The sequence below is a fragment of the Streptomyces sp. NPDC036813 genome (assembly GCF_055609245.1).
The window spans coordinates 666644-684518 of the sequence record NZ_JBVJPV010000001.1 but is presented as its reverse complement, the minus strand read 5'-3'; the positions used below and the strand labels follow the sequence as shown (position 1 = coordinate 684518).

The following is a 17875-nucleotide window of genomic DNA, read 5'->3' as shown; positions in this document are numbered from 1 at the left end:
CCCGGTTCCGCTTCCGCGGAGGTGGAGCCGGGCGCGCTCGTACAGTGGCCGTATGACCACTTCGCGTGTGCTCACCTGGAACGTGCCGGCGAGCGGTGGGTACGAGACCGCGTGGGTCGACTGCGGCCAGGGCGCCCTGCACGCCCGGGGCCGAGCGGTCGGCACGACGCCGGAGCCGTACTGGATCTCCTACGAGCTGCAGACCGCGGAGGACTTCGTCACGCGGCGGCTGCGGGTGACCGCGGAGACCGCCGCCCGCACCCGCACGCTGGAGCTGCGCCACGACGGCCGGGGCGGCTGGAGCGCCGACGGGGAGCCGCTGCACGCGCTGACCGGCGCCCTCGACTGCGACCTCGGCCTCAGCCCGCTCACCAACACCATGCCGGTGCTGCGGCACGCCCTGCACCGGGCGGCCGGCGAGCAGGAGTTCCTGATGGCCTGGGTCTCGGTACCGGGCCTGGTGGTACGCCCGTCCCGCCAGACCTACACCCACCTCGCCCGTCTCCCCGACGGCGCCGGCCGCGTCCGCTACACCTCCGGCTCGTTCCGCAGCGACCTGGAGATCGACGCGGAGGGGTTCGTCGTCCACTATCCCCAGCTGGCGACGCGGATCGCGGCGGAATAGCCGCTGACCAGCGCCGACACCCTGTCCGCGACGCGGGCTTCGGCGGCCCTTCGAGGGACGGGCGCCGGGGAGCCGACGCATTGGATCACGGGCGGCGCCGCACCGGAAGCGGATCCGGGGACCCGGCCCGAGAAGCCTCGCAAGGAGGTCGTCGCCCGGCTACGGCCGGTTGTCGACGGCGCGCCGGGCGCCGATGGCATCGCGCGCCCCGGGCACCGGCCGGCGGGTGGCCGAGGAAACCGGCCGCCTGCGGGGCCGGTGTGCCGGCGCGCCGCTCGGTGTACGCCCAGGCCGGCCGCGGCGTACCGCTAGCGCTCGGTCACCTTGCCGTCGGCGACCTCCAGGCGGCGGGTGACGTGGACCGCTTCCAGCATGCGGCGGTCGTGGGTGACCAGGAGCAGGGTGCCCTCGTAGGCGTCGAGGGCGGACTCCAGTTGCTCGATGGCCGGCAGGTCGAGGTGGTTGGTCGGCTCGTCGAGGACCAGGAGGTTGACGCCCCGGCCCTGCAGGAGTGCCAGGGCCGCACGGGTGCGCTCGCCCGGGGAGAGGGTCGCGGCCGGGCGCACCACGTGGTCGGCCTTGAGGCCGAACTTGGCGAGCAGCGTGCGCACCTCGACCGGCTCGGTGTCGGGGACTGCCGCGCAGAACGCGTCCAGCAGGGCCTCGGAGCCGTGGAACAGCTTGCGGGCCTGGTCGACCTCGCCGACCAGCACCCCGGAGCCGAGCGCGGCGTGGCCGGCGTCCAGCGGGACCCGGCCGAGCAGGGCGCCGAGCAGTGTGGACTTGCCCGCGCCGTTCGCACCGGTGACCGCCACCCGGTCCGCCCAGTCGATCTGGAGGGAGACCGGGCCGAAGGTGAAGTCCCCGCGCCGGACCTCGGCGTCCCGCAGGGTCGCCACGACCGCGCCGGAGCGCGGGGCCGAGGCGATCTCCATGCGCAGTTCCCACTCCTTGCGCGGCTCCTCGACGACGTCGAGGCGCTCGATCAGCCGCTGCGTCTGACGGGCCTTCGCGGCCTGCTTCTCGCTTGCCTCGCTGCGGAACTTGCGGCCGATCTTGTCGTTGTCGCCCGCCTTGCGCCGGGCGTTCTTCACCCCCTTGTCCATCCAGGAGCGCTGGGTGCGCGCCCGGTCCTCCAGCGCGGCCTTCTTGTCGGCGTACTCGTCGTAGTCGTCGCGGGCGTGCCGGCGGGCCACCTCGCGCTCCTCCAGGTAGGCGTCGTAGCCGCCGCCGTAGAGGTTGATCTGCTGCTGCGCGAGGTCGAGTTCGAGGACCTTGGTGACCGTGCGGGTGAGGAACTCGCGGTCGTGGCTGACGACGACCGTGGCCGCGCGCAGTCCGGCCACGAAGCGTTCGAGGCGCTCCAGGCCGTCGAGGTCGAGGTCGTTGGTCGGCTCGTCGAGGAGGAAGACGTCGTAGCGCGACAGCAGCAGCGAGGCGAGGGAGGCGCGCGCCGCCTGGCCACCGGACAGGGACGTCATTGGCTGGTCCAGGCCCACGGCGAGGCCCAGGGAGTCGGCGACCTCCTCCGCGCGCTCGTCGAGGTCCGCGCCGCCGAGGGCGAGCCAGCGCTCCAGGCTCACCGCGTACGCGTCGTCCGCGCCCGGGGCCCCGTCGACCAGCCCCTGCGTGGCCTCGTCCATGGCGCGCTGAGCGGCCGCGACGCCGGTGCGGCGGGCCAGGAACTCCCGGACGCTCTCCCCCGGCCGGCGCTCAGGTTCCTGCGGGAGATGGCCCACGGTGGCCGTCGGCGGGGACAGGCGCAGCTCGCCCTCCTCGGGCGGCAGCAGCCCGGCGAGCATGGTCAGCAGCGTGGACTTGCCCGCGCCATTGGCACCGACCAGCCCGATCACGTCACCGGGCGCGACGACGAGGTCGAGCCCGGAGAAGAGCGAGCGGTCGCCGTGCCCGGCGGCGAGGTTCTTGGCGACGAGAGTGGCAGTCATCAGGGCGCCGATCCTAACGGCCGCCGGTGACAGCGGCGCGGCCCGTGGGGTGGGGCGGCGGTCAGTGCAGGGCCGCCACCAGGACGTTGCCCGAGGTCCGGGCGACGACCCAGGACCCGCCCTTGATCGTCCTGGCGTCCAGCGGGATGCGGTGGCTGCCGGTTTCGAGGACGCCGTCGAATACCTCGTGGGTGTGGGTGCGCGAGAGCAGGTCCACGCGGTACGCCGTCAGCCGCACCCGGCACGGCGAGGTGACCTCGACGCCCGCCTCGCCCCGGGCGGCGGTCAGCCGGGTCAGACGGCGCTGCTCGGCGGGGCTGCGGTCCAGGGCGTGTTCGATCTGCGCCACGAGCAGCGGCACGATCGGTGCCGCCGCGTCCACGTGCGCGACCCGCACACCGGCGGACTCGAAAGCGCGGCGCACGGCGGCGCGTTCGGCCTCCCCCACACCCCGGCCGAAGGCGACGGCGCCGTAGCCGCGCAGTTCCTCGGCGGGCACGCCGTCCGCGTCGTGGGCGATGTCGGCGCCGATGCCGATGGCGCGCAGCGCGGCGGCGAGCTTGGCGAGCAGGGCGACGCGGGCGCCGATGAGCAGCACCCGGCGGCGGCCGGCGTCCGGCAGCGCGGCCAGCGCCGCCCGGTACTGCTCGCCGCGGAACCGGAACGGCCCTATGCCGTGGTAGCCGTCGCGTTCCAGGTCGACGTCCTCGCGGGTCTGCCACGCGAAGTCCCGCCAGACGTAGTCGTCGCCGTCGTGCTCGATGACCGCGGTGACCGCCCCGCAGGCCAGGTCGGCGCACTCGGGGCAGCCGTAGATGACATACCGCCCGCCGGGAAGCGGCGCGTCGGCCTCGCGCAGCAGAGCGCGCACCTGCTCGGTGAAGATGGCGGGCGGCACGTCGGAGGCGAGCGGGGAGACGGCGTCGAGGTCGGAGAGCTGGAACAGCAGCGGGCGGCCGTCCACGACGAAGTCGAGGAAGTCCCGGTGCACCTGGTAGCCCCCGTCGGCGAGGACGGAGCCAGCACGGGTCGCCGGGGCCAGGCCGAAGGTCGCGTACGCGGCAGACATGCTGTGAGTATTCCCGCGTCGTCACCGATGTGAGCGCGGCATGACACATTCCGCTACCGTCCCGGTGTGGAGAGTGAGCAGAGCAACGACGTGATCGTGGTCGGCGGCGGCGTCGTGGGGCTGACCACCGCGGTGGTCCTCGCCGAACGCGGCCGACGGGTGCGGGTGTGGACGCGGGACCCGGTGGAGCGGACGACCTCGGCGGTCGCCGGCGCGCTGTGGTGGCCGTACCACATCGAGCCGGTGGCATCGGCGCGGACGTGGGCGCTGCGCTCCCTGGACGTGTACGAGGAGTTGGCGAGGAGCCCGGAGGCGACCGGCGTACGCGTGGTCGAAGGGGTACTGGGCGAGACGGAGCTGGACGAGGTCACCGGGTGGGCGGCCGCGCGGCTGCCGGGGTTGCGGGCCTCGGAGAAGGAGGAGTACGCCGGGTCGGGGGTGTGGGCGCGGCTGCCGTTGATCGACATGGCGGTGCATCTGCCGTGGCTGCGGCGGCGGTTCACGGCGGCGGGCGGGATCGTCGAGGAGCGCACGGTGTCCGATCTGGACCGGGTGCCGGCCTCGGTGGTGGTGAACTGCTCCGGTCTGGGCGCCCGGCGGCTCGTCCCCGACCCGGCGGTGCGGCCGGTGCGGGGGCAGTTGGTGGTGGTGGAGAACCCCGGCGTGCGCACCTGGCTCGTCTCGACCACCGCCGGCGGCGAGTTGGCGTATCTGCTGCCGCATCCGGACCGTCTGCTGCTGGGCGGCACCGCGCAGGACGGCGACTGGTCCACCGAGCCCGACCCGGCCGTGGCCGAGGCGATCGTACGGCGATGTGCGGCGCTGCGGCCGGAGGTGGCCGGTGCGCGCGTGCTGGAGCACCGGGTGGGGCTGCGGCCGGCGCGGGACGCGGTCCGGCTGGAGCGCGAAGTCCGGCCGGACGGGCGGGTGGTGGTGCACAACTACGGGCACGGCGGCGCGGGCGTCACCGTGGCGTGGGGCTGTGCGGAGGAGGCGGCCGGCTTGGCCACCCCCTCCTGCGGCCCCTACGGAGCCCCCTCCTGAGGGTCAGGGCACGCGCGGGGTGCTGCGCGGCCCGTGCACGCCCTTCAGCGTGGTCGGCTGCGGGGCCGGGCCGGCCGCTGCGGCCGTGGCGCGGGCGAAGGCACCGGCGCCGCCCACCAGCGGGAGCCGGGCGGAGGTCCGGGCCAGGTCGAGGGTGAGGGTCGGGGTGGTGGACGGCGGATCGATGAGGTCCTTGTCGGTGCCGGCCACGATCAGCGCCAGCCGGTGGCCCTTGGGCACGACGTGGTCGGTCGCCGCCAGATCGACGGTGATCGTGTACGACCGGCCCGGGACGAGCGGCGCGCCCTTGCCGGGGTCGGCCCAGGTGCCGAGATCGGCCCAGCCGCGGCTGACGACGGTGTAGCCGACGTCGGTGGTCCTGGCCCGCGTCTCCTTGAAGCAGGCGCTGTCGCCCGCGGTGCTCGCCCCCCAGCAGGTGCGGTCGGTGAGGGTGGTGATGCCCTCGGCGGCGTCGGCGTAGTCCCGGATGGTGGCCGGGCCGACGTCGACGAGGACCGCCGACAGGTGGGCCGTGGCGGTGGTCGGCGTCGCGGTGACGGTGACCTTCGAGGAGCCGGACAGGCGCAGGTCGCGGGTGAGGGGCGCGGTGGTGAAGCCGGCCTTGTCGGGGGTCGGCCGGTCGAGCTGCGCGGCCCAGTCGGTCTCGCTGTGCCGCGGGTCGTCGGTGAACGTCGCGGTGCCGGTGGCGGGGCGCAGGCGGAGGGTGCCGACGCCGGGCCCGGTGCCCGGGGCGGGCCGCAGGGTCGTGAGCCGGGTGCCCTTCGGCGGCCACACGGGCGAGGTGACCCAGTGGTCGGGCCGGCGTTCGATGTCGGCCATGGGTTCGCGGTCGATGCCGTTGTCGTAGCCGAGCAGTTCGTGGTCGAACCAGCGGTGCAGGGTGTCGGCCCAGGCGCCGCGCCGGAAGTCGAAGGGGTCGACGTGTCCGGTCTGGGAGAGCCAGATCTTGCGCTTCACGCCGTTCTTCGCGAGGGCGTCCCACCACTGGCCGAGGTGCTTGGTGCGCACGTTGAGGTCCTGCATGCCGTGCACGAGGAAGACGCTCGCGCGGACCTTCTTCGCGTCCTTCACGTAGTCGCGTTCGGTCCACAGCGGGGTCAGGTCACCGCTGCGGGGCGCGCCGTCGACGAGCTTTTGCTGTACGGCGGCGCAGCGGGCGCGGGCGTCGGGGCTGTCGACGTAGTCGGACAGCCATTCGGGGCCGGAGTCGTACAGCGGGGCGCCCTGCTGGAAGTAGTAGTCGTACCAGGAGGAGATCGCGCTGATCGGGACGATGGTCTTCAGGCCCTTGACGCCGGTCGCGGCGACGCCGTTGGCGATGGTCCCGTCCCAGCTCTTGCCGATCATGCCGGTGCGGCCGTCGGTCCAGCCGGCCCGGACGGTGGTGTGCCCGGTGCGGGAGGTGTACGCCGTCGCCCGGCCGTTCAGCCAGTCGATCACGGCCTTGGCGGACAGGACGTCGGAGCGGCCGCCTACGTCGGCGCAGCCGTCGGAGCGGTTGGTGCCGGCGAGGTCGACGCCGACGACGGCGTAGCCGCGCGGGACGAAGTAGTTGTCGTAGAACAGCGGCATCTGCACGACGTGGCCGTCGGCGTCGTAGGTCTTCTTCTGGCTCTCGTTGCCGCGGCCGCAGCAGGAGTAGTAGGGGCTGGCGTCCATGATGACGGGCACCTTGCGGCCCTGCGCGGCGGGCTCGCGGGGCCGGACGATGTCGGCGGCGACGCGGTCGGTGCGGCCGTCGCCGTCGCCGTCGAGTCCGGTGTCCACCCAGACGGCTTCGCGGATGGCGTGCGCGTACGAGTAGACGGGCCGGCTCTCGCGCGGGGTGGCGTGCGCGGCGGCCGGGGTGAGGAGGGCGGCCACCAGAGCGGCGACCGCGGCTGTCACGAGCGTTCTTGTGGTCGTGAAGCGCGTGCGTTTCGGCATGCGCGGACGGTACATCGGTCAACTCCCGTACAGAAGAGCGCACACGGGGACCGGTGAGCCATGCCGGGCGAGCAGGAGGTGAGGAGTGTCGATCGGCTTCGGTCATGACGGCTGAATGGCGATCGTGTGACAGGAGGGGCCATGGACATGACCGGGGGCGGAGGGACTCAATAGGCTCGAACGAACTTCGGTCCCCTACGACTTGGAGCTTTCGTGCACCGCAGAATCATCGCGCCGGGCGCACTGGCCGCCGCCTCCGTCCTGCTGGCGATCCCGGCATCGGCGGCGAGCTTCTCCCCCGGCGCCCCGGGCATGGGCGACCCCTACTACCCGGCCTACGGCAACGGCGGATACGACGTCTCCCACTACGACCTGAGGCTGAAGTACCAGCCGGTCACCGACGAGTTGGAGGGCACGGCGACGATCCTGGCGCGGACCACGCAGGATCTGTCGCGGTTCGACCTGGACTTCCTGCTGGACGTGAGCGAAGTCCGGGTCAACGGGGCCAAGGCCGCCTTCACGAGGTCGGGCGAGCACGAGCTGGTGATCACGCCGCGGACGCCGTTGCCGAAGGGGACGGCGGTCACCGTCGTCGTGCGTTACAGCGGGGTGCCGTCGTCGAAGAAGGCGTACGGCTTCACGAGCTGGCACCGCACCCCGGACGGCGGCATCGGGGCGAACGAGCCGGAAGCGGCCTGGTGGTGGTTCCCCAGCAACGACCACCCGCTGGACAAGGCCACCTACGACGTGTCCGTGCTGGTGCCCGACGGGACACAGGCCCTGTCCAACGGCACGCTGCAGTCGACGAGTTCCAAGCTCGGCTGGACGCGCTGGAACTGGCGTGAGAACAAGCCGCAGGCGACGTATCTGGCCACCTTGGCGCTCGGGAAGTTCGACATCACGACGTCCACCTCCGAGGGAGGCGTCCCCGTCGTCAACGCCTACAGCAAGGACCTCGGCGACAACGACGGCGCGGCGCGGGCCAGCGTGGAGCGCACCGGGGAACTCGTCGACTGGCTGAGCGGCTACTTCGGGCCGTACCCGTTCTCTTCGGCGGGCGGCTATGTGCCCAACACGACGACGGGGTACGCGCTGGAGACCCAGACCCGCGTCTACTACAGTCCGCGGCAGTTCGCGAACGGCGCCAACACCTCCGTCGTCGTGCACGAGCTGGCCCACCAGTGGTGGGGCGACAGTGTGTCGCTCAAGAGCTGGAAGGACATCTGGATCAACGAGGGCTTCGCGCGGTACGCGCAGTGGCTGTGGTCGGAGCACGAGGGTGAGGGCACCGCACAGGAGCTGGCGGACTACGTGTACGCCTCGCACCCGGCCGACGACCCCTTCTGGACGGTGAAGCCGGGCGACCCGGGTCCCGACAACCAGTTCGACATCGCGGTCTACGACCGGGGCGCGCTGGCCATCCAGGCGCTGCGCAACGAGATCGGTGACGACGCTTTCTTCAGGATCCTGAAGGGCTGGCCGCAGCGGTACGCGTACGGCAACGCGTCGGTGGCCGACTTCCAGCGCTACGCCGAGGAGGTCTCCGGCAAGCCGCTGGCGTCCCTGTTCGACACCTGGCTGTACGAGCCGACGAAGCCGGCCGCCCCGGCGGCCCACGCGCAATCCTTCACCCGGACCTCCGCGACCCCGGCCCAGCCGAAGTCCTGGAAGAAGATCGCAGCAACGAACGAGGTACACGGCCGCTGAGGCAGAACACCGCAGCCCCGCGCCCCGAAAGGGGCGCGGGGAACCGCGCGCTCAGCCACATACGGCCCGCAGCCGGGCGACCCGCGCAAGGGCCTCCGACGGCACCACGGACACCGCGCCCCCCGACACGCCTCCGGCGGCACCGCGGCTACACGGTGCCGCCGGAGGCGAGCGGTGGCTGTGGGTGGTGCTACCGCGTGAGTTCGTCGTGCGTGTTCTCCGCGACGCGGCGGCGGACGGCGAACCAGCCTGCGATCAGGAGGACCGCGATCAGCGGGATCAGGAGCAGCGTCTTGCGGCCGACGTCGGGGTCGTTCCACATCATGCCGAGGCAGGCCAGCAGGAACGCCACCGTGGCGATCTCCGTGACCGGGCTGCCCGGGAGGCGGAAGTTCGGCCGGGTGACGAGGCCGGCCTTGGCCCGGCGCACGAAGACCAGGTGGCAGATCATGATGATCACCCACGTGCTGATGATGCCGAGGGAGGCCACGTTCAGCACGATCTCGAAGGCCTGGCTCGGCATCAGGTAGTTAAGGCCCACGCCGAGCACGCAGATGCCGCAGGTCAGCAGGATGCCGCCGTAGGGCACCTGGCTGCGGCTCATCACACGGGTGAACTTCGGCGCCGAGCCGGCCATCGCCATGGAGCGCAGGATGCGGCCCGTGGAGTACAGACCGGAGTTCAGCGAGGACATGGCCGCGGTCAGGACGACGAGGTTCATCACGTCGCCGGCCGCCGGCACGCCGATCTTCGACAGGACGGTCACGAAGGGGCTCTGGTCACCGGAGTACACCGATCCCGGCAGCAGCAGCGCCAGCAGGACGACCGAACCGACGTAGAACAGACCGACGCGCCACATGATCGAGTTCACCGCGCGCGGGACGACCTTCTCCGGCTCGGAGGTCTCGCCGGCCGCGACGCCGACCAGCTCCAGCGCCGCGTACGCGAAGATCACGCCCTGCATGACCAGGACGACCGGCATCACGCCGTGCGGGAAGACGCCACCGTGGTCGGTGATCACGCTGAGGCCTGGCGTGTGACCGCCGACCTCGTGCTGCGTGGCCAGCAGGAAGATGCCGATCAGCATGAAGGCGACCAGCGTGACCACCTTGACGATCGAGAACCAGAACTCCATCTCACCGAAGATCTTCACCGAGATGAGGTTCACGGCGAGCACCACGGCGAGCGCGATCAGCGCCAGCACCCACTGTGGGATGGGCGTGAACAGGCTCCAGTAGTGCGTGTACAGCGCGATCGCGGTGATGTCGGCGATACCGGTGGTCGACCAGTTCAGGAAGTACATCCAGCCGGCGACATACGCGCCCTTCTCACCGAGGAACTCGCGCGCGTACGACACGAAGGATCCGGAGGAGGGGCGGTAGAGGACCAGCTCGCCGAGCGCCCGCACCACGAAGAAGGCGAAGATGCCGCAGACGAGGTAGGCCAGCGCGAGGGCGGGGCCCGCGTTGTGCAGTCGGCCACCGGCGCCCAGGAAGAGGCCGGTGCCGATCGCGCCGCCGATCGCGATCATGTTGACGTGGCGGTGCTTGAGGTCCTTGCTGTAACCGGCGTCGCCCGCGTCCGCGGGCGTAGCGGTCGCCGCGGGGTGGGCGGCGGCCTGTGCCGTGTGCACGGCTTCCTTGCTCACGGGTGGTTCCACTCTCTGGTGCGGCCCGAGCGGGTTGCCCTCGGGACTCGTACGTGGCTTGGCCCGCACCACCCCCTCACGGCACAGACCAAGGCAGCAGCTTCCCAGGGAGATCACTTCTCATGCGATGGTCCATGTCACAGAGCGGTTCTTCTCACATGGGGTTCACGAGTCGTTCACCAGGAAAGAGGTGCGGTCCGCTCCTTGCACGACGGGTGTCACAGCGCTGGTGAGACAGTGATACTGCTGCACATGACGACAACCGAGGAGCCGACCCTCACGATCGACGAGCTGGCCGCCCGCGCGGGCGTCACCGTGCGCACGGTCCGTTTCTACAGCACCAAGGGTCTCCTCCCGCCGCCCGTGCTGGGCCCGCGCCGGGTGGGTCGCTACGGCGCCGCTCATCTCGCGCGCCTGGCACTGATCGAGGAGCTGCAGCGCCAGGGCATGACGCTGGCGGCGATCGAGCGGTATCTGCGGCAGCTCCCCGCCGGCCTCAGCGCCCGCGACCTCGCCCTGCACCGCGCGGTGGTGGCGTCCTGGGCGCCGGACACCGTGGAATCGGTGAGCCGGGAGGAGCTGGAGCGGCGCGCGGGCCGCGCGCTCGGCGACGCGGAGATCCAGCGGCTGACGGCGATGAACGTCGTCCTACCGGAGGCCGGCGGGGACGGCCCGGACGCAGGGCACGGCCCGGACGGCGAGGCCGGTGGGGACGGCGAGGCCGGTGGCGGTTACCGCGTCGACGCCGGGCTGCTGCGGCTCGGCGTCGAGCTGCTGGACGTACCGCTGTCGCAGGAGACGGTGCTCGCCGCGCGCAGCGTGCTGATCGGGCACTCCCGCGCGGCCGCACGGGAGCTGTCGGGGCTGCTGCGGGCCGCGGTGGCCGACCGCGGCCCGCAGGACGTGAAGTCGCTGTCCGCCCATATGCACCCCCTGGTGGTGCAGGCCCTGCTCACGACCTTCCAGCGGTCGCTGCGCGAGGAACTGCGGGAGTGGCTGGACGGCGCCGAGGAGTGAGGCGCTGCCTCGGCGCACGTCGTGCCGGCGGCTCAGCGGCCGTCCGTGAAGGTCTCCCCCCGCTCCGCCTTCTCCACCAGCAGCGCCGGCGGCATGAAGCGCTCGCCGTAGCGCTCGGCCAGCTCACGCGCGCGTGCCACGAAGCCGGGCAGGCCGCCGTCGTAGCCGTTGATGTACTGGAGCACGCCGCCCGTCCAGCCGGGGAAGCCGATGCCGAGGATCGAGCCGATGTTGGCGTCGGCGACCGAGGTGAGCACGCCCTCCTCCAGCAGCCGGACGGTGTCCAGCGCCTCGGCGAACAGCATGCGCTCCTGCATGTCGCGGAAGGGGATCTCGCGCCCCTCCTGCTTGAAGTGCTCGCGCAGCCCCGGCCACAGCCGCAGCCGCTTGCCGTTCTCGTCGTACTCGTAGAAGCCGGCGCCGCCGCTGCGGCCGGTGCGGCCGAACTCGTCGACCATGCGGTCGATGACGGCCTCGGCCGGGTGCGCCGTCCAGGTGCCGCCGGACTCCTCCACGGCCCGCTTCGACTCGCCCCGGATCTTGCGGGGCAGGGTCAGCGTCAGGTCGTCCATCAGGGACAGCACCTTGGCCGGGTAGCCGGCCTGGGCCGCCGCCTGCTCGACGGACGCGGGCTCGATGCCCTCGCCGACCATGGCCACGCCCTCGTTGATGAAGTGGCCGATGACCCGCGAGGTGAAGAAGCCGCGCGAGTCGTTGACGACGATCGGCGTCTTGTTGATCTGCCGCACCAGGTCGAAGGCGCGGGCGAGGGCCTCGTCGCCGGTGCGCTCACCCTTGATGATCTCCACCAGCGGCATCTTGTCGACCGGCGAGAAGAAGTGCAGTCCGATGAAGTCGCTCTGCCGCTCGACGCCCTCGGCGAGCGTGGTAATGGGCAGCGTGGAGGTGTTGGAGCACAGCAGCGCGTCCGGCGCGACGACGGACTCGATCTCCTGGAAGACCTTGTGCTTGAGCGCGGTGTCCTCGAACACGGCCTCGATGACCGCGTCGCAGCCCGCGAGGTCGGCGACATCGGCGGTGGGCGTGATGCGGGCGAGCAGCGCGTCGGCCTTCTCCTGCGTCGTACGGCCCTTGGCGACGGCCTTGGCGCACAGCTTCTCGGAGTAGCCCTTGCCCTTGACGGCGGCTTCCAGGGCGACGTCCTTGAGGACGACGTCGATGCCGGCGCGGGCGCAGGAGTAGGCGATGCCGGCGCCCATCATGCCGGCGCCGAGCACGGCGACCTTGCGGACCTTGCGGGGCTCGATGCCCTTCGGGCGGTTGGCGCCGGAGTTGACGGCCTGAAGGTCGAAGAAGAACGCCTGGATCATGTTCTTCGAGGTCTGCCCCGCGGCCAGCTCCACGAAGTAGCGCGCCTCGATGATCTGCGCGGTCTCGAAGTCGACCTGGGCGCCCTCGACGGCGGCGGCGAGGATGTTGCGCGGCGCCGGGTAGGGGGCGCCGTTCGTCTGCTTGCGCAGGCTGGCCGGGAAGGCGGGCAGGTTGGCGGCGAACTTCGGGTTCGCCGGGGTGCCGCCGGGGATGCGGTAGCCGGGGCGGTCCCAGGGCTGCTGGGACTCGGGGTGGGCGTCGATGAAGGCGCGGGCCCGCGCGATGAGCTCCTCGCGGCTGTCGACGACCTCGTCCACCAGGCCGTTGTCGAGGGCGCGGCGCGGGTTGTACTGGGTGCCCTGGAGGAGGACCTTCAGCAGGGCGTCGGTGATGCCGAGCAGCCGGACGGTGCGCACGACGCCGCCGCCTCCGGGCAGCAGGCCGAGGGTGACCTCCGGACAGCCGATCTTGGAGCCGGGGGCGTCCAGGGCGACGCGGTGGTGGCAGGCCAGCGCGATCTCGTAGCCTCCGCCGAGGGCGGCGCCGTTGAGTGCGGCGACGACCGGCTTGCCGAGGGTCTCGATGCGGCGCAGGTTGCGCTTGATGGCCAGGCCGCCGTCGAAGAGGTCCTGCGCCGTCTCGGGGGTGACGCGGATGAGGTCGCGCAGGTCGCCGCCGGCGAAGAAGGTCTTCTTGGCGGAGGTGACGATGACGCCGCGGATGGCGTCCTTCTCCGCCTCCAGACGGTCGGCGACCGCGGCGAGCGAGTCGCGGAACGCCTGGTTCATGGTGTTGGCGGACTGGTTCGGGTCGTCCAGGACGAGGGTGACGACACCGGTGTCGTCCTGTTCCCAGCGGATGGTGGTGGGCTCAGTGCTCATGGAAGCTGCTCCGTGATGGTCCGTGATGGCCGTGGTGATCCGTTGGGAAGGTCAGATGCGCTCGACGACGGTGGCGATGCCCATGCCGCCGCCGACGCACAGGGTGGCGAGGCCGTAGCGCTTGTCCTGGCGCTCCAGTTCGTCGACGAGGGTGCCGAGGATCATCGCGCCGGTCGCGCCGAGCGGGTGGCCCAGCGCGATGGCGCCGCCGTTGACGTTGACCTTGTCCAGGGACAGGCCCATGTCCTTCACGAAGCGCAGCACGACCGCCGCGAACGCCTCGTTGATCTCGACGAGGTCGATGTCGTCGATGGTCAGCCCGGCCCTGGCGAGCGCCTTGCGGGTGGCCGGGGCGGGGCCGGTGAGCATGATGGTGGGCTCGGAGCCGGAGACCGCGGCGGAGACGATCCGGGCGCGCGGGGTGAGGCCGTAGCGCTCGCCGACCTCCTTCGAGCCGATGGCGACGAGCGAGGCGCCGTCGACGATGCCGGAGGAGTTGCCGGCGTGGTGGACGTGGTCGATCTGCTCGACCCAGTGGTACTTCTGCAGCGCGACGGCGTCGAAGCCGCCCAGTTCGCCGATGTCCGCGAAGGACGGCTTGAGCTTCGCGAGGGAGTCGGCGGTGGTGCCGGGCCGCAGGTGCTCGTCGTGGTCGAGGACGACGAGGCCGCTGCGGTCCTTCACGGGGACGACGGACCGCTCGAAGCGGCCCTCCTTCCAGGCGGTGGCCGCGCGTTCCTGGGACAGGGCCGCGTACTCGTCGACGTCCCGGCGGGAGAAGCCCTCGATGGTGGCGATGAGGTCGGCGCCGATGCCCTGCGGCACGAAGTTGGTGGCCAGGTTGGTCATCGGGTCGTTGAACCAGGCGCCGCCGTCGGAGGCCATCGGCACCCGGGACATCGACTCCACACCGCCCGCGAGGACCAGGTCCTCCCAGCCGGAACGGACCTTGGCGGCGGCCATGTTGACGGCCTCGAGGCCGGAGGCACAGAAGCGGTTCTCCTGCACGCCGGCGACCGTGTCGGGCAGGCCGGCGGCGATCGCGGCGATCCGCGCGATGTCGGAGCCCTGGTCGCCGACCGGGCCGACCACGCCGAGCACGATGTCGTCGACCGCCGCCGGGTCCAGGCCCGGGAAGCGGGCGCGGATCTCGTGGATGAGGCCGACGACCAGGTCGACGGGCTTGGTGCCGTGCAGGGAGCCGTTGGCCTTGCCGCGTCCGCGCGGGGTGCGGATCGCGTCGTACACGTACGCTTCGGTGCTCACGAGGAGGCCTTTCGCTGAGGGTCGGAGGAAGGCTGAGGGCGGGAGGAAGACGGGGGCAGCAGTCCGGGTACGTCCCAGTCGCGTGCCACGTCCGCGGTGTCGGCGCCGGGCTGTGCGGGGCCGCTGCGGATCGTGGCCGGTGTCGCCGAGAAGCGGGGCGCCGGGGCGGGCTGGGTGATACCGCCGTGGTCGGTGAAGGTGCCGCGGGCGGCGAGGTGGGGGTGGTGCGGGGCCTCGCGCAGCGACAGGACGGGTGCCACGCAGGCGTCGGAGCCCTCGAATACGGCCGTCCACTCGTCCTGGGTACCGGCCTTGAAGCGGGCGGCGACCGCCTCGCGCAGTTCGCCCCAGCGGGTGACGTCGTGCCGGGCCGGGGCCTCCCCGGGAAGGCCGAGCAGGTCCGCGAACGTGTCGTAGAACTGCGGCTCGAGCGCGCCCACCGCCATGTACCGGCCGTCGGCGGTCTCGTAGGTGCCGTAGAAGGGGCAGCCGCCGTCGAGGAGGTTGGCGCCGCGCCGGTCCTGCCAGCCGCCGGCGGCGAGCATGCCGTGGATCATCGCCGACAGATGGGCGGTGCCGTCGACGATCGCGGCGTCGACGACCTGCCCGGTGCCGTGCACGCGCGCGTGGTGCAGCGCGGCGAGGAGGCCGACGACGAGGTAGAGGGAGCCGCCCGCGTAGTCGCCGAGGAGGTTGGCCGGGGGCGGGGGCGGCTGGTCGGGGCCGCCGATCATGCCGAGGGCGCCGGTGACGGCGATGTAGCCGATGTCGTGACCGGCGCGGTCGGCCAGCGGGCCCTGCTGGCCCCAGCCGGTCATGCGGCCGTAGACCAGCCTGGGGTTGCGGGCATGGCAGGCGTCGGGGCCGACGCCGAGGCGCTCGGCGACACCGGGGCGGTAGCCCTCGATGAGCAGGTCGGAGCGTGCGGCCAGGGCGAGGACGTGCTCCGGGCCGTCCGGGTCCTTCAGGTCGACGACCACCGAGCGCTTGTTGCGGTTGGTGACGTCGTACGCCGGGTCGATGCCGAGGCCGGGGCCGCCGGGCCGGTCGACGCGGACCACGTCGGCGCCGAGGTCGGCCAGGAGCATGGCGGCGAACGGGCCGGGGCCGATACCGGCCAGCTCCACCACGCGCACGCCGCTCAGCGGCCCGGGTCCGGGCGTCGTCGGGACCGGACCGTCGGCGGGCGTCGTCGGTGCCGTGGTCATCCAGCCCCCTCGCTGTGACACAACCGATGTAACACCAGTGATGCTAAGAACGTGTTTCACCGGGCACAAGACCCGGGCGAGCAAGCGCTTAGCCAATTATGGGCGGGATGCGGCGGGAGTGCGCTTCACGCGGCGTCCAGCTCGGCGACGAGCCGCTTGGGCGCGAGGGCGCGGTAGCTCTCCTCCACCCAGTCGCACAGCAGCTCGGCGGCCGGAGCGCCCGCTTCCTCCAGCGGAATGCGCACCCAGCCCGCCCTGCCGAGGCCGTAACCGGCGGGTTCCGCGCCCGGCGAGCTCAGGGCGTGGGCGTGGGCCGCCTCGTCCGTGAGCTTCACCGTCACCGCCAGGGGGTGACTCCCGTCGTCGACGCCGAGGAAGACGAACACCTTCCTGTTCACCTTGGCGACCGTCTCGCCCCAGGGGAACTCCTCGGCCGCACCCGGCAGGGAAAGGGCGAAGCCGCGCACTTTCTCCCACTTCCGGTGGGCACTTTCAGCCACGGCCATCCGCCACCTCCGGCCTCGTCGTCCGCTCGCGCACTCCTCACGCTAGCCTCGGCCACCGACAGCGGCGCGGCCGAGCGGAACGACGGCGGCTGCCGAACGAGGCGAGGGGTGTCATGAGCAGGCTGAACAGGACCGACCGTCCGTACGACATCGTGCTCTTCGGGGCCACCGGCTTCGTCGGGACGCTCACCGCGGAGTACCTCGCCGCGCACGCGCCCGATGACCTGCGCTGGGCGGTGGCCGGCCGCGACACGTCGAAGCTGGAGCGGCTGCGGGAGCGGCTGCCCGGCGGCGAGCGGATCGGGATGCTGCGGGCCGACGTCGACGACGCCGCGTCGCTGCGGGAACTCGCCGAGCACGCGCGCGTGGTGGCGACCACGGTCGGGCCGTACGTCCGTTACGGCGAGCAGCTCGTCGCCGCCTGCGCGGACACCGGCGCCGACTATCTCGACCTCACCGGCGAGCCGGAGTTCGTGGACCTGATGTACGTCCGGCACGACGCACGCGCGCGGGAGACGGGTGCGCGTCTGGTGCACGCGTGCGGCTTCGACTCCGTACCGCACGACCTGGGCGTGCTGTTCACGGTGGGGCAGCTGCCGCCGGACGTGCCGCTGACCGTGGAGGGCTTCGTGTCCGTCGACGCGGCCTTCTCGGGCGGGACGCTGGCCTCGGCGCTGAACCAGTTCGCGCGCGGTCGGCAGATGGTGGCGGCGGCCCGGGACCGCGCGCGGCACGAGCCGCGGCTGGTGGGCCGCCGGGCGACCGCCCCGATCGGCGCGCCGCACTACGCGCGCGAGATCGGCGCGTGGGCGCTGCCGCTGCCGACCATCGACCCGCAGGTCGTCCAGCGGTCGGCGCGGTCCCTGGACCGCTACGGGCCCGACTTCCGCTACCGCCACTACGCCGCCGTGCGCCGGCTGCCGGTCGCGGCGGGCGGGGTCGCGGCCGTGGGCGCGGTCGCGGTGGCCGCCCAAGTGCCGCCCGCTCGGCGCTGGTTGTCGGACCGGGTGCGTCCGGGCGAGGGTCCGGACGCCGAGAAGCGGGCCCGCAGCTGGTTCCGGGTGCGCTTCGTCGGCGAGGGCGGCGGCCGGCGGGTCTTCACCGAGGTGTCGGGCGGCGACCCCGGCTACGGCGAGACCGCGAAGATCTTCGCCGAGGCGGCTCTGTCCCTGTCCTTCGACGACCTGCCGCCGACATCCGGTCAGGTCACCACGGCGGTGGCGATGGGCGAGGCGCTGACCGAACGGCTGCGGGCGGCGGGCATCGTCTTCCGGGTCGCCGCACGCCGCTGAGGCGCGCGGCCGGCGCCGGTGGTGTCTACAGCGGCCAGCTCACCACCGTGTAGATCATCCCGCAGATCCACGCCAGTCCTGCGAGCACGGCGAGGACGAGGGCGGCGTTCACGGCGCGCTCGACGGGCCGGGCGGGGTCGTCGAGGGACTTGGCGGCGCGATGTGTCGTCATACGGGCCAGCCTTCCGGCCGCGGGCCCGCGACACATCCGTACACGTACTCAGAGCGCGTACTCAGTACACGTCACAGGGCGCGTGCACAGGGCGCGTACTCAGTACGCATGCACAGAGCGCGTCCTCCGTGCGCGTCCTCCGTGCGCGTAGCGAGCGCACCCGCTCAGAGCGCGCACTCGGACTCGGATGCACCCCGCCTTGAGACTTTCACCGG

General features: G+C 72.4%; 14 protein-coding genes. 5 read left to right on the top strand and 9 right to left on the bottom strand.

Going from position 1 to position 17875, the window contains the following annotated elements; genetic code table 11:
* Positions 1-52 precede the first annotated feature (52 nt).
* Positions 53-625: a putative glycolipid-binding domain-containing protein gene (locus tag ACZ67Q_RS02895; protein ID WP_471175511.1), complete on the top strand. Its 573-nt coding sequence runs from the start codon at positions 53-55 to the stop codon at positions 623-625.
* 308 nt (positions 626-933) lie between these two features.
* Here ACZ67Q_RS02895 and ACZ67Q_RS02890 read toward each other — a convergent pair whose 3' ends face one another.
* Both ACZ67Q_RS02890 and ACZ67Q_RS02885 read right to left on the bottom strand, forming a co-directional pair.
* A complete protein-coding gene (locus ACZ67Q_RS02890) occupies positions 934-2571 on the bottom strand; it encodes an ABC-F family ATP-binding cassette domain-containing protein (RefSeq protein WP_471175509.1) in 1638 nt (545 codons plus the stop codon).
* A gap of 61 nt (positions 2572-2632) precedes the next feature.
* Complete coding sequence (locus ACZ67Q_RS02885) at positions 2633-3640, bottom strand: oxidoreductase (protein ID WP_471175507.1); 1008 nt, start codon at positions 3638-3640, stop codon at positions 2633-2635.
* 66 nt (positions 3641-3706) lie between these two features.
* On the opposite strand from ACZ67Q_RS02885, the gene ACZ67Q_RS02880 reads away from it, so the two are divergent.
* Positions 3707-4684 carry an FAD-dependent oxidoreductase gene (locus tag ACZ67Q_RS02880; RefSeq protein WP_471175505.1) on the top strand — a complete coding sequence of 326 codons (978 nt, stop codon included), beginning with the start codon at positions 3707-3709 and terminating at the stop codon, positions 4682-4684.
* Between the two features lie 3 nt (positions 4685-4687).
* On the opposite strand, the gene ACZ67Q_RS02875 is transcribed toward ACZ67Q_RS02880, so the two are convergent.
* Positions 4688-6631: a Xaa-Pro dipeptidyl-peptidase gene (locus tag ACZ67Q_RS02875; RefSeq protein ID WP_471175503.1), complete on the bottom strand. Its 1944-nt coding sequence runs from the start codon at positions 6629-6631 to the stop codon at positions 4688-4690.
* A gap of 213 nt (positions 6632-6844) precedes the next feature.
* Between ACZ67Q_RS02875 and ACZ67Q_RS02870 the strand changes: the two genes are divergently transcribed.
* On the top strand, positions 6845-8338 hold the full coding sequence (locus ACZ67Q_RS02870) for a M1 family metallopeptidase (RefSeq protein ID WP_471175501.1): 1494 nt from the start codon (positions 6845-6847) through the stop codon (positions 8336-8338).
* A 190-nt stretch (positions 8339-8528) separates the two neighbouring features.
* On the opposite strand, the gene ACZ67Q_RS02865 is transcribed toward ACZ67Q_RS02870, so the two are convergent.
* Positions 8529-9986 carry an amino acid permease gene (locus ACZ67Q_RS02865; protein ID WP_471175499.1) on the bottom strand — a complete coding sequence of 486 codons (1458 nt, stop codon included), beginning with the start codon at positions 9984-9986 and terminating at the stop codon, positions 8529-8531.
* 252 nt (positions 9987-10238) lie between these two features.
* Here ACZ67Q_RS02865 and ACZ67Q_RS02860 point away from each other — a divergent pair, with 252 nt between their 5' ends.
* Positions 10239-11003: a MerR family transcriptional regulator gene (locus ACZ67Q_RS02860; RefSeq protein ID WP_471175497.1), complete on the top strand. Its 765-nt coding sequence runs from the start codon at positions 10239-10241 to the stop codon at positions 11001-11003.
* Between the two features lie 32 nt (positions 11004-11035).
* Here ACZ67Q_RS02860 and ACZ67Q_RS02855 read toward each other — a convergent pair whose 3' ends face one another.
* From ACZ67Q_RS02855 to ACZ67Q_RS02840, 4 genes are all read right to left on the bottom strand, one after another.
* Entirely contained in the window at positions 11036-13216 is a 2181-nt protein-coding gene (locus ACZ67Q_RS02855; protein WP_471175495.1) for a 3-hydroxyacyl-CoA dehydrogenase NAD-binding domain-containing protein, read from the bottom strand.
* A gap of 51 nt (positions 13217-13267) precedes the next feature.
* Positions 13268-14482: an acetyl-CoA C-acetyltransferase gene (locus ACZ67Q_RS02850; protein ID WP_471175493.1), complete on the bottom strand. Its 1215-nt coding sequence runs from the start codon at positions 14480-14482 to the stop codon at positions 13268-13270.
* Complete coding sequence (locus ACZ67Q_RS02845) at positions 14479-15690, bottom strand: CaiB/BaiF CoA transferase family protein (protein WP_471175491.1); 1212 nt, start codon at positions 15688-15690, stop codon at positions 14479-14481. The genes ACZ67Q_RS02850 and ACZ67Q_RS02845 overlap by 4 nt, the downstream gene beginning before the upstream one ends.
* 125 nt (positions 15691-15815) lie before the next feature.
* Positions 15816-16196: an MmcQ/YjbR family DNA-binding protein gene (locus ACZ67Q_RS02840; protein ID WP_471175489.1), complete on the bottom strand. Its 381-nt coding sequence runs from the start codon at positions 16194-16196 to the stop codon at positions 15816-15818.
* Between the two features lie 113 nt (positions 16197-16309).
* Here ACZ67Q_RS02840 and ACZ67Q_RS02835 point away from each other — a divergent pair, with 113 nt between their 5' ends.
* Positions 16310-17488 (top strand): saccharopine dehydrogenase family protein, encoded by a 1179-nt coding sequence (locus tag ACZ67Q_RS02835; protein ID WP_471175487.1) that lies wholly within the window; start codon positions 16310-16312, stop codon positions 17486-17488.
* A 25-nt stretch (positions 17489-17513) separates the two neighbouring features.
* On the opposite strand, the gene mmpA is transcribed toward ACZ67Q_RS02835, so the two are convergent.
* Complete coding sequence (gene mmpA, locus ACZ67Q_RS02830; RefSeq protein ID WP_471175485.1) at positions 17514-17660, bottom strand: morphogenic membrane protein MmpA; 147 nt, start codon at positions 17658-17660, stop codon at positions 17514-17516.
* Between the last annotated feature and the right edge of the window lie 215 nt (positions 17661-17875).

Excerpts from the sequence above, each read along its gene's own strand:
- ACZ67Q_RS02885 (WP_471175507.1), bottom strand. The coding sequence starts at position 3,640 with ATGTCTGCCGCGTACGCGACCTTCGGCCTGGCCCCGGCGACCCGTGCT.
- ACZ67Q_RS02855 (WP_471175495.1), bottom strand. The coding sequence starts at position 13,216 with ATGAGCACTGAGCCCACCACCATCCGCTGGGAACAGGACGACACCGGT.
- mmpA (WP_471175485.1), bottom strand. The coding sequence starts at position 17,660 with ATGACGACACATCGCGCCGCCAAGTCCCTCGACGACCCCGCCCGGCCC.
- ACZ67Q_RS02895 (WP_471175511.1), top strand. The coding sequence starts at position 53 with ATGACCACTTCGCGTGTGCTCACCTGGAACGTGCCGGCGAGCGGTGGG.
- ACZ67Q_RS02860 (WP_471175497.1), top strand. The coding sequence starts at position 10,239 with ATGACGACAACCGAGGAGCCGACCCTCACGATCGACGAGCTGGCCGCC.
- ACZ67Q_RS02845 (WP_471175491.1), bottom strand. The coding sequence starts at position 15,690 with ATGACCACGGCACCGACGACGCCCGCCGACGGTCCGGTCCCGACGACG.
- ACZ67Q_RS02840 (WP_471175489.1), bottom strand. The coding sequence starts at position 16,196 with ATGGCCGTGGCTGAAAGTGCCCACCGGAAGTGGGAGAAAGTGCGCGGC.
- ACZ67Q_RS02835 (WP_471175487.1), top strand. The coding sequence starts at position 16,310 with ATGAGCAGGCTGAACAGGACCGACCGTCCGTACGACATCGTGCTCTTC.
- ACZ67Q_RS02875 (WP_471175503.1), bottom strand. The coding sequence starts at position 6,631 with ATGCCGAAACGCACGCGCTTCACGACCACAAGAACGCTCGTGACAGCC.
- ACZ67Q_RS02890 (WP_471175509.1), bottom strand. The coding sequence starts at position 2,571 with ATGACTGCCACTCTCGTCGCCAAGAACCTCGCCGCCGGGCACGGCGAC.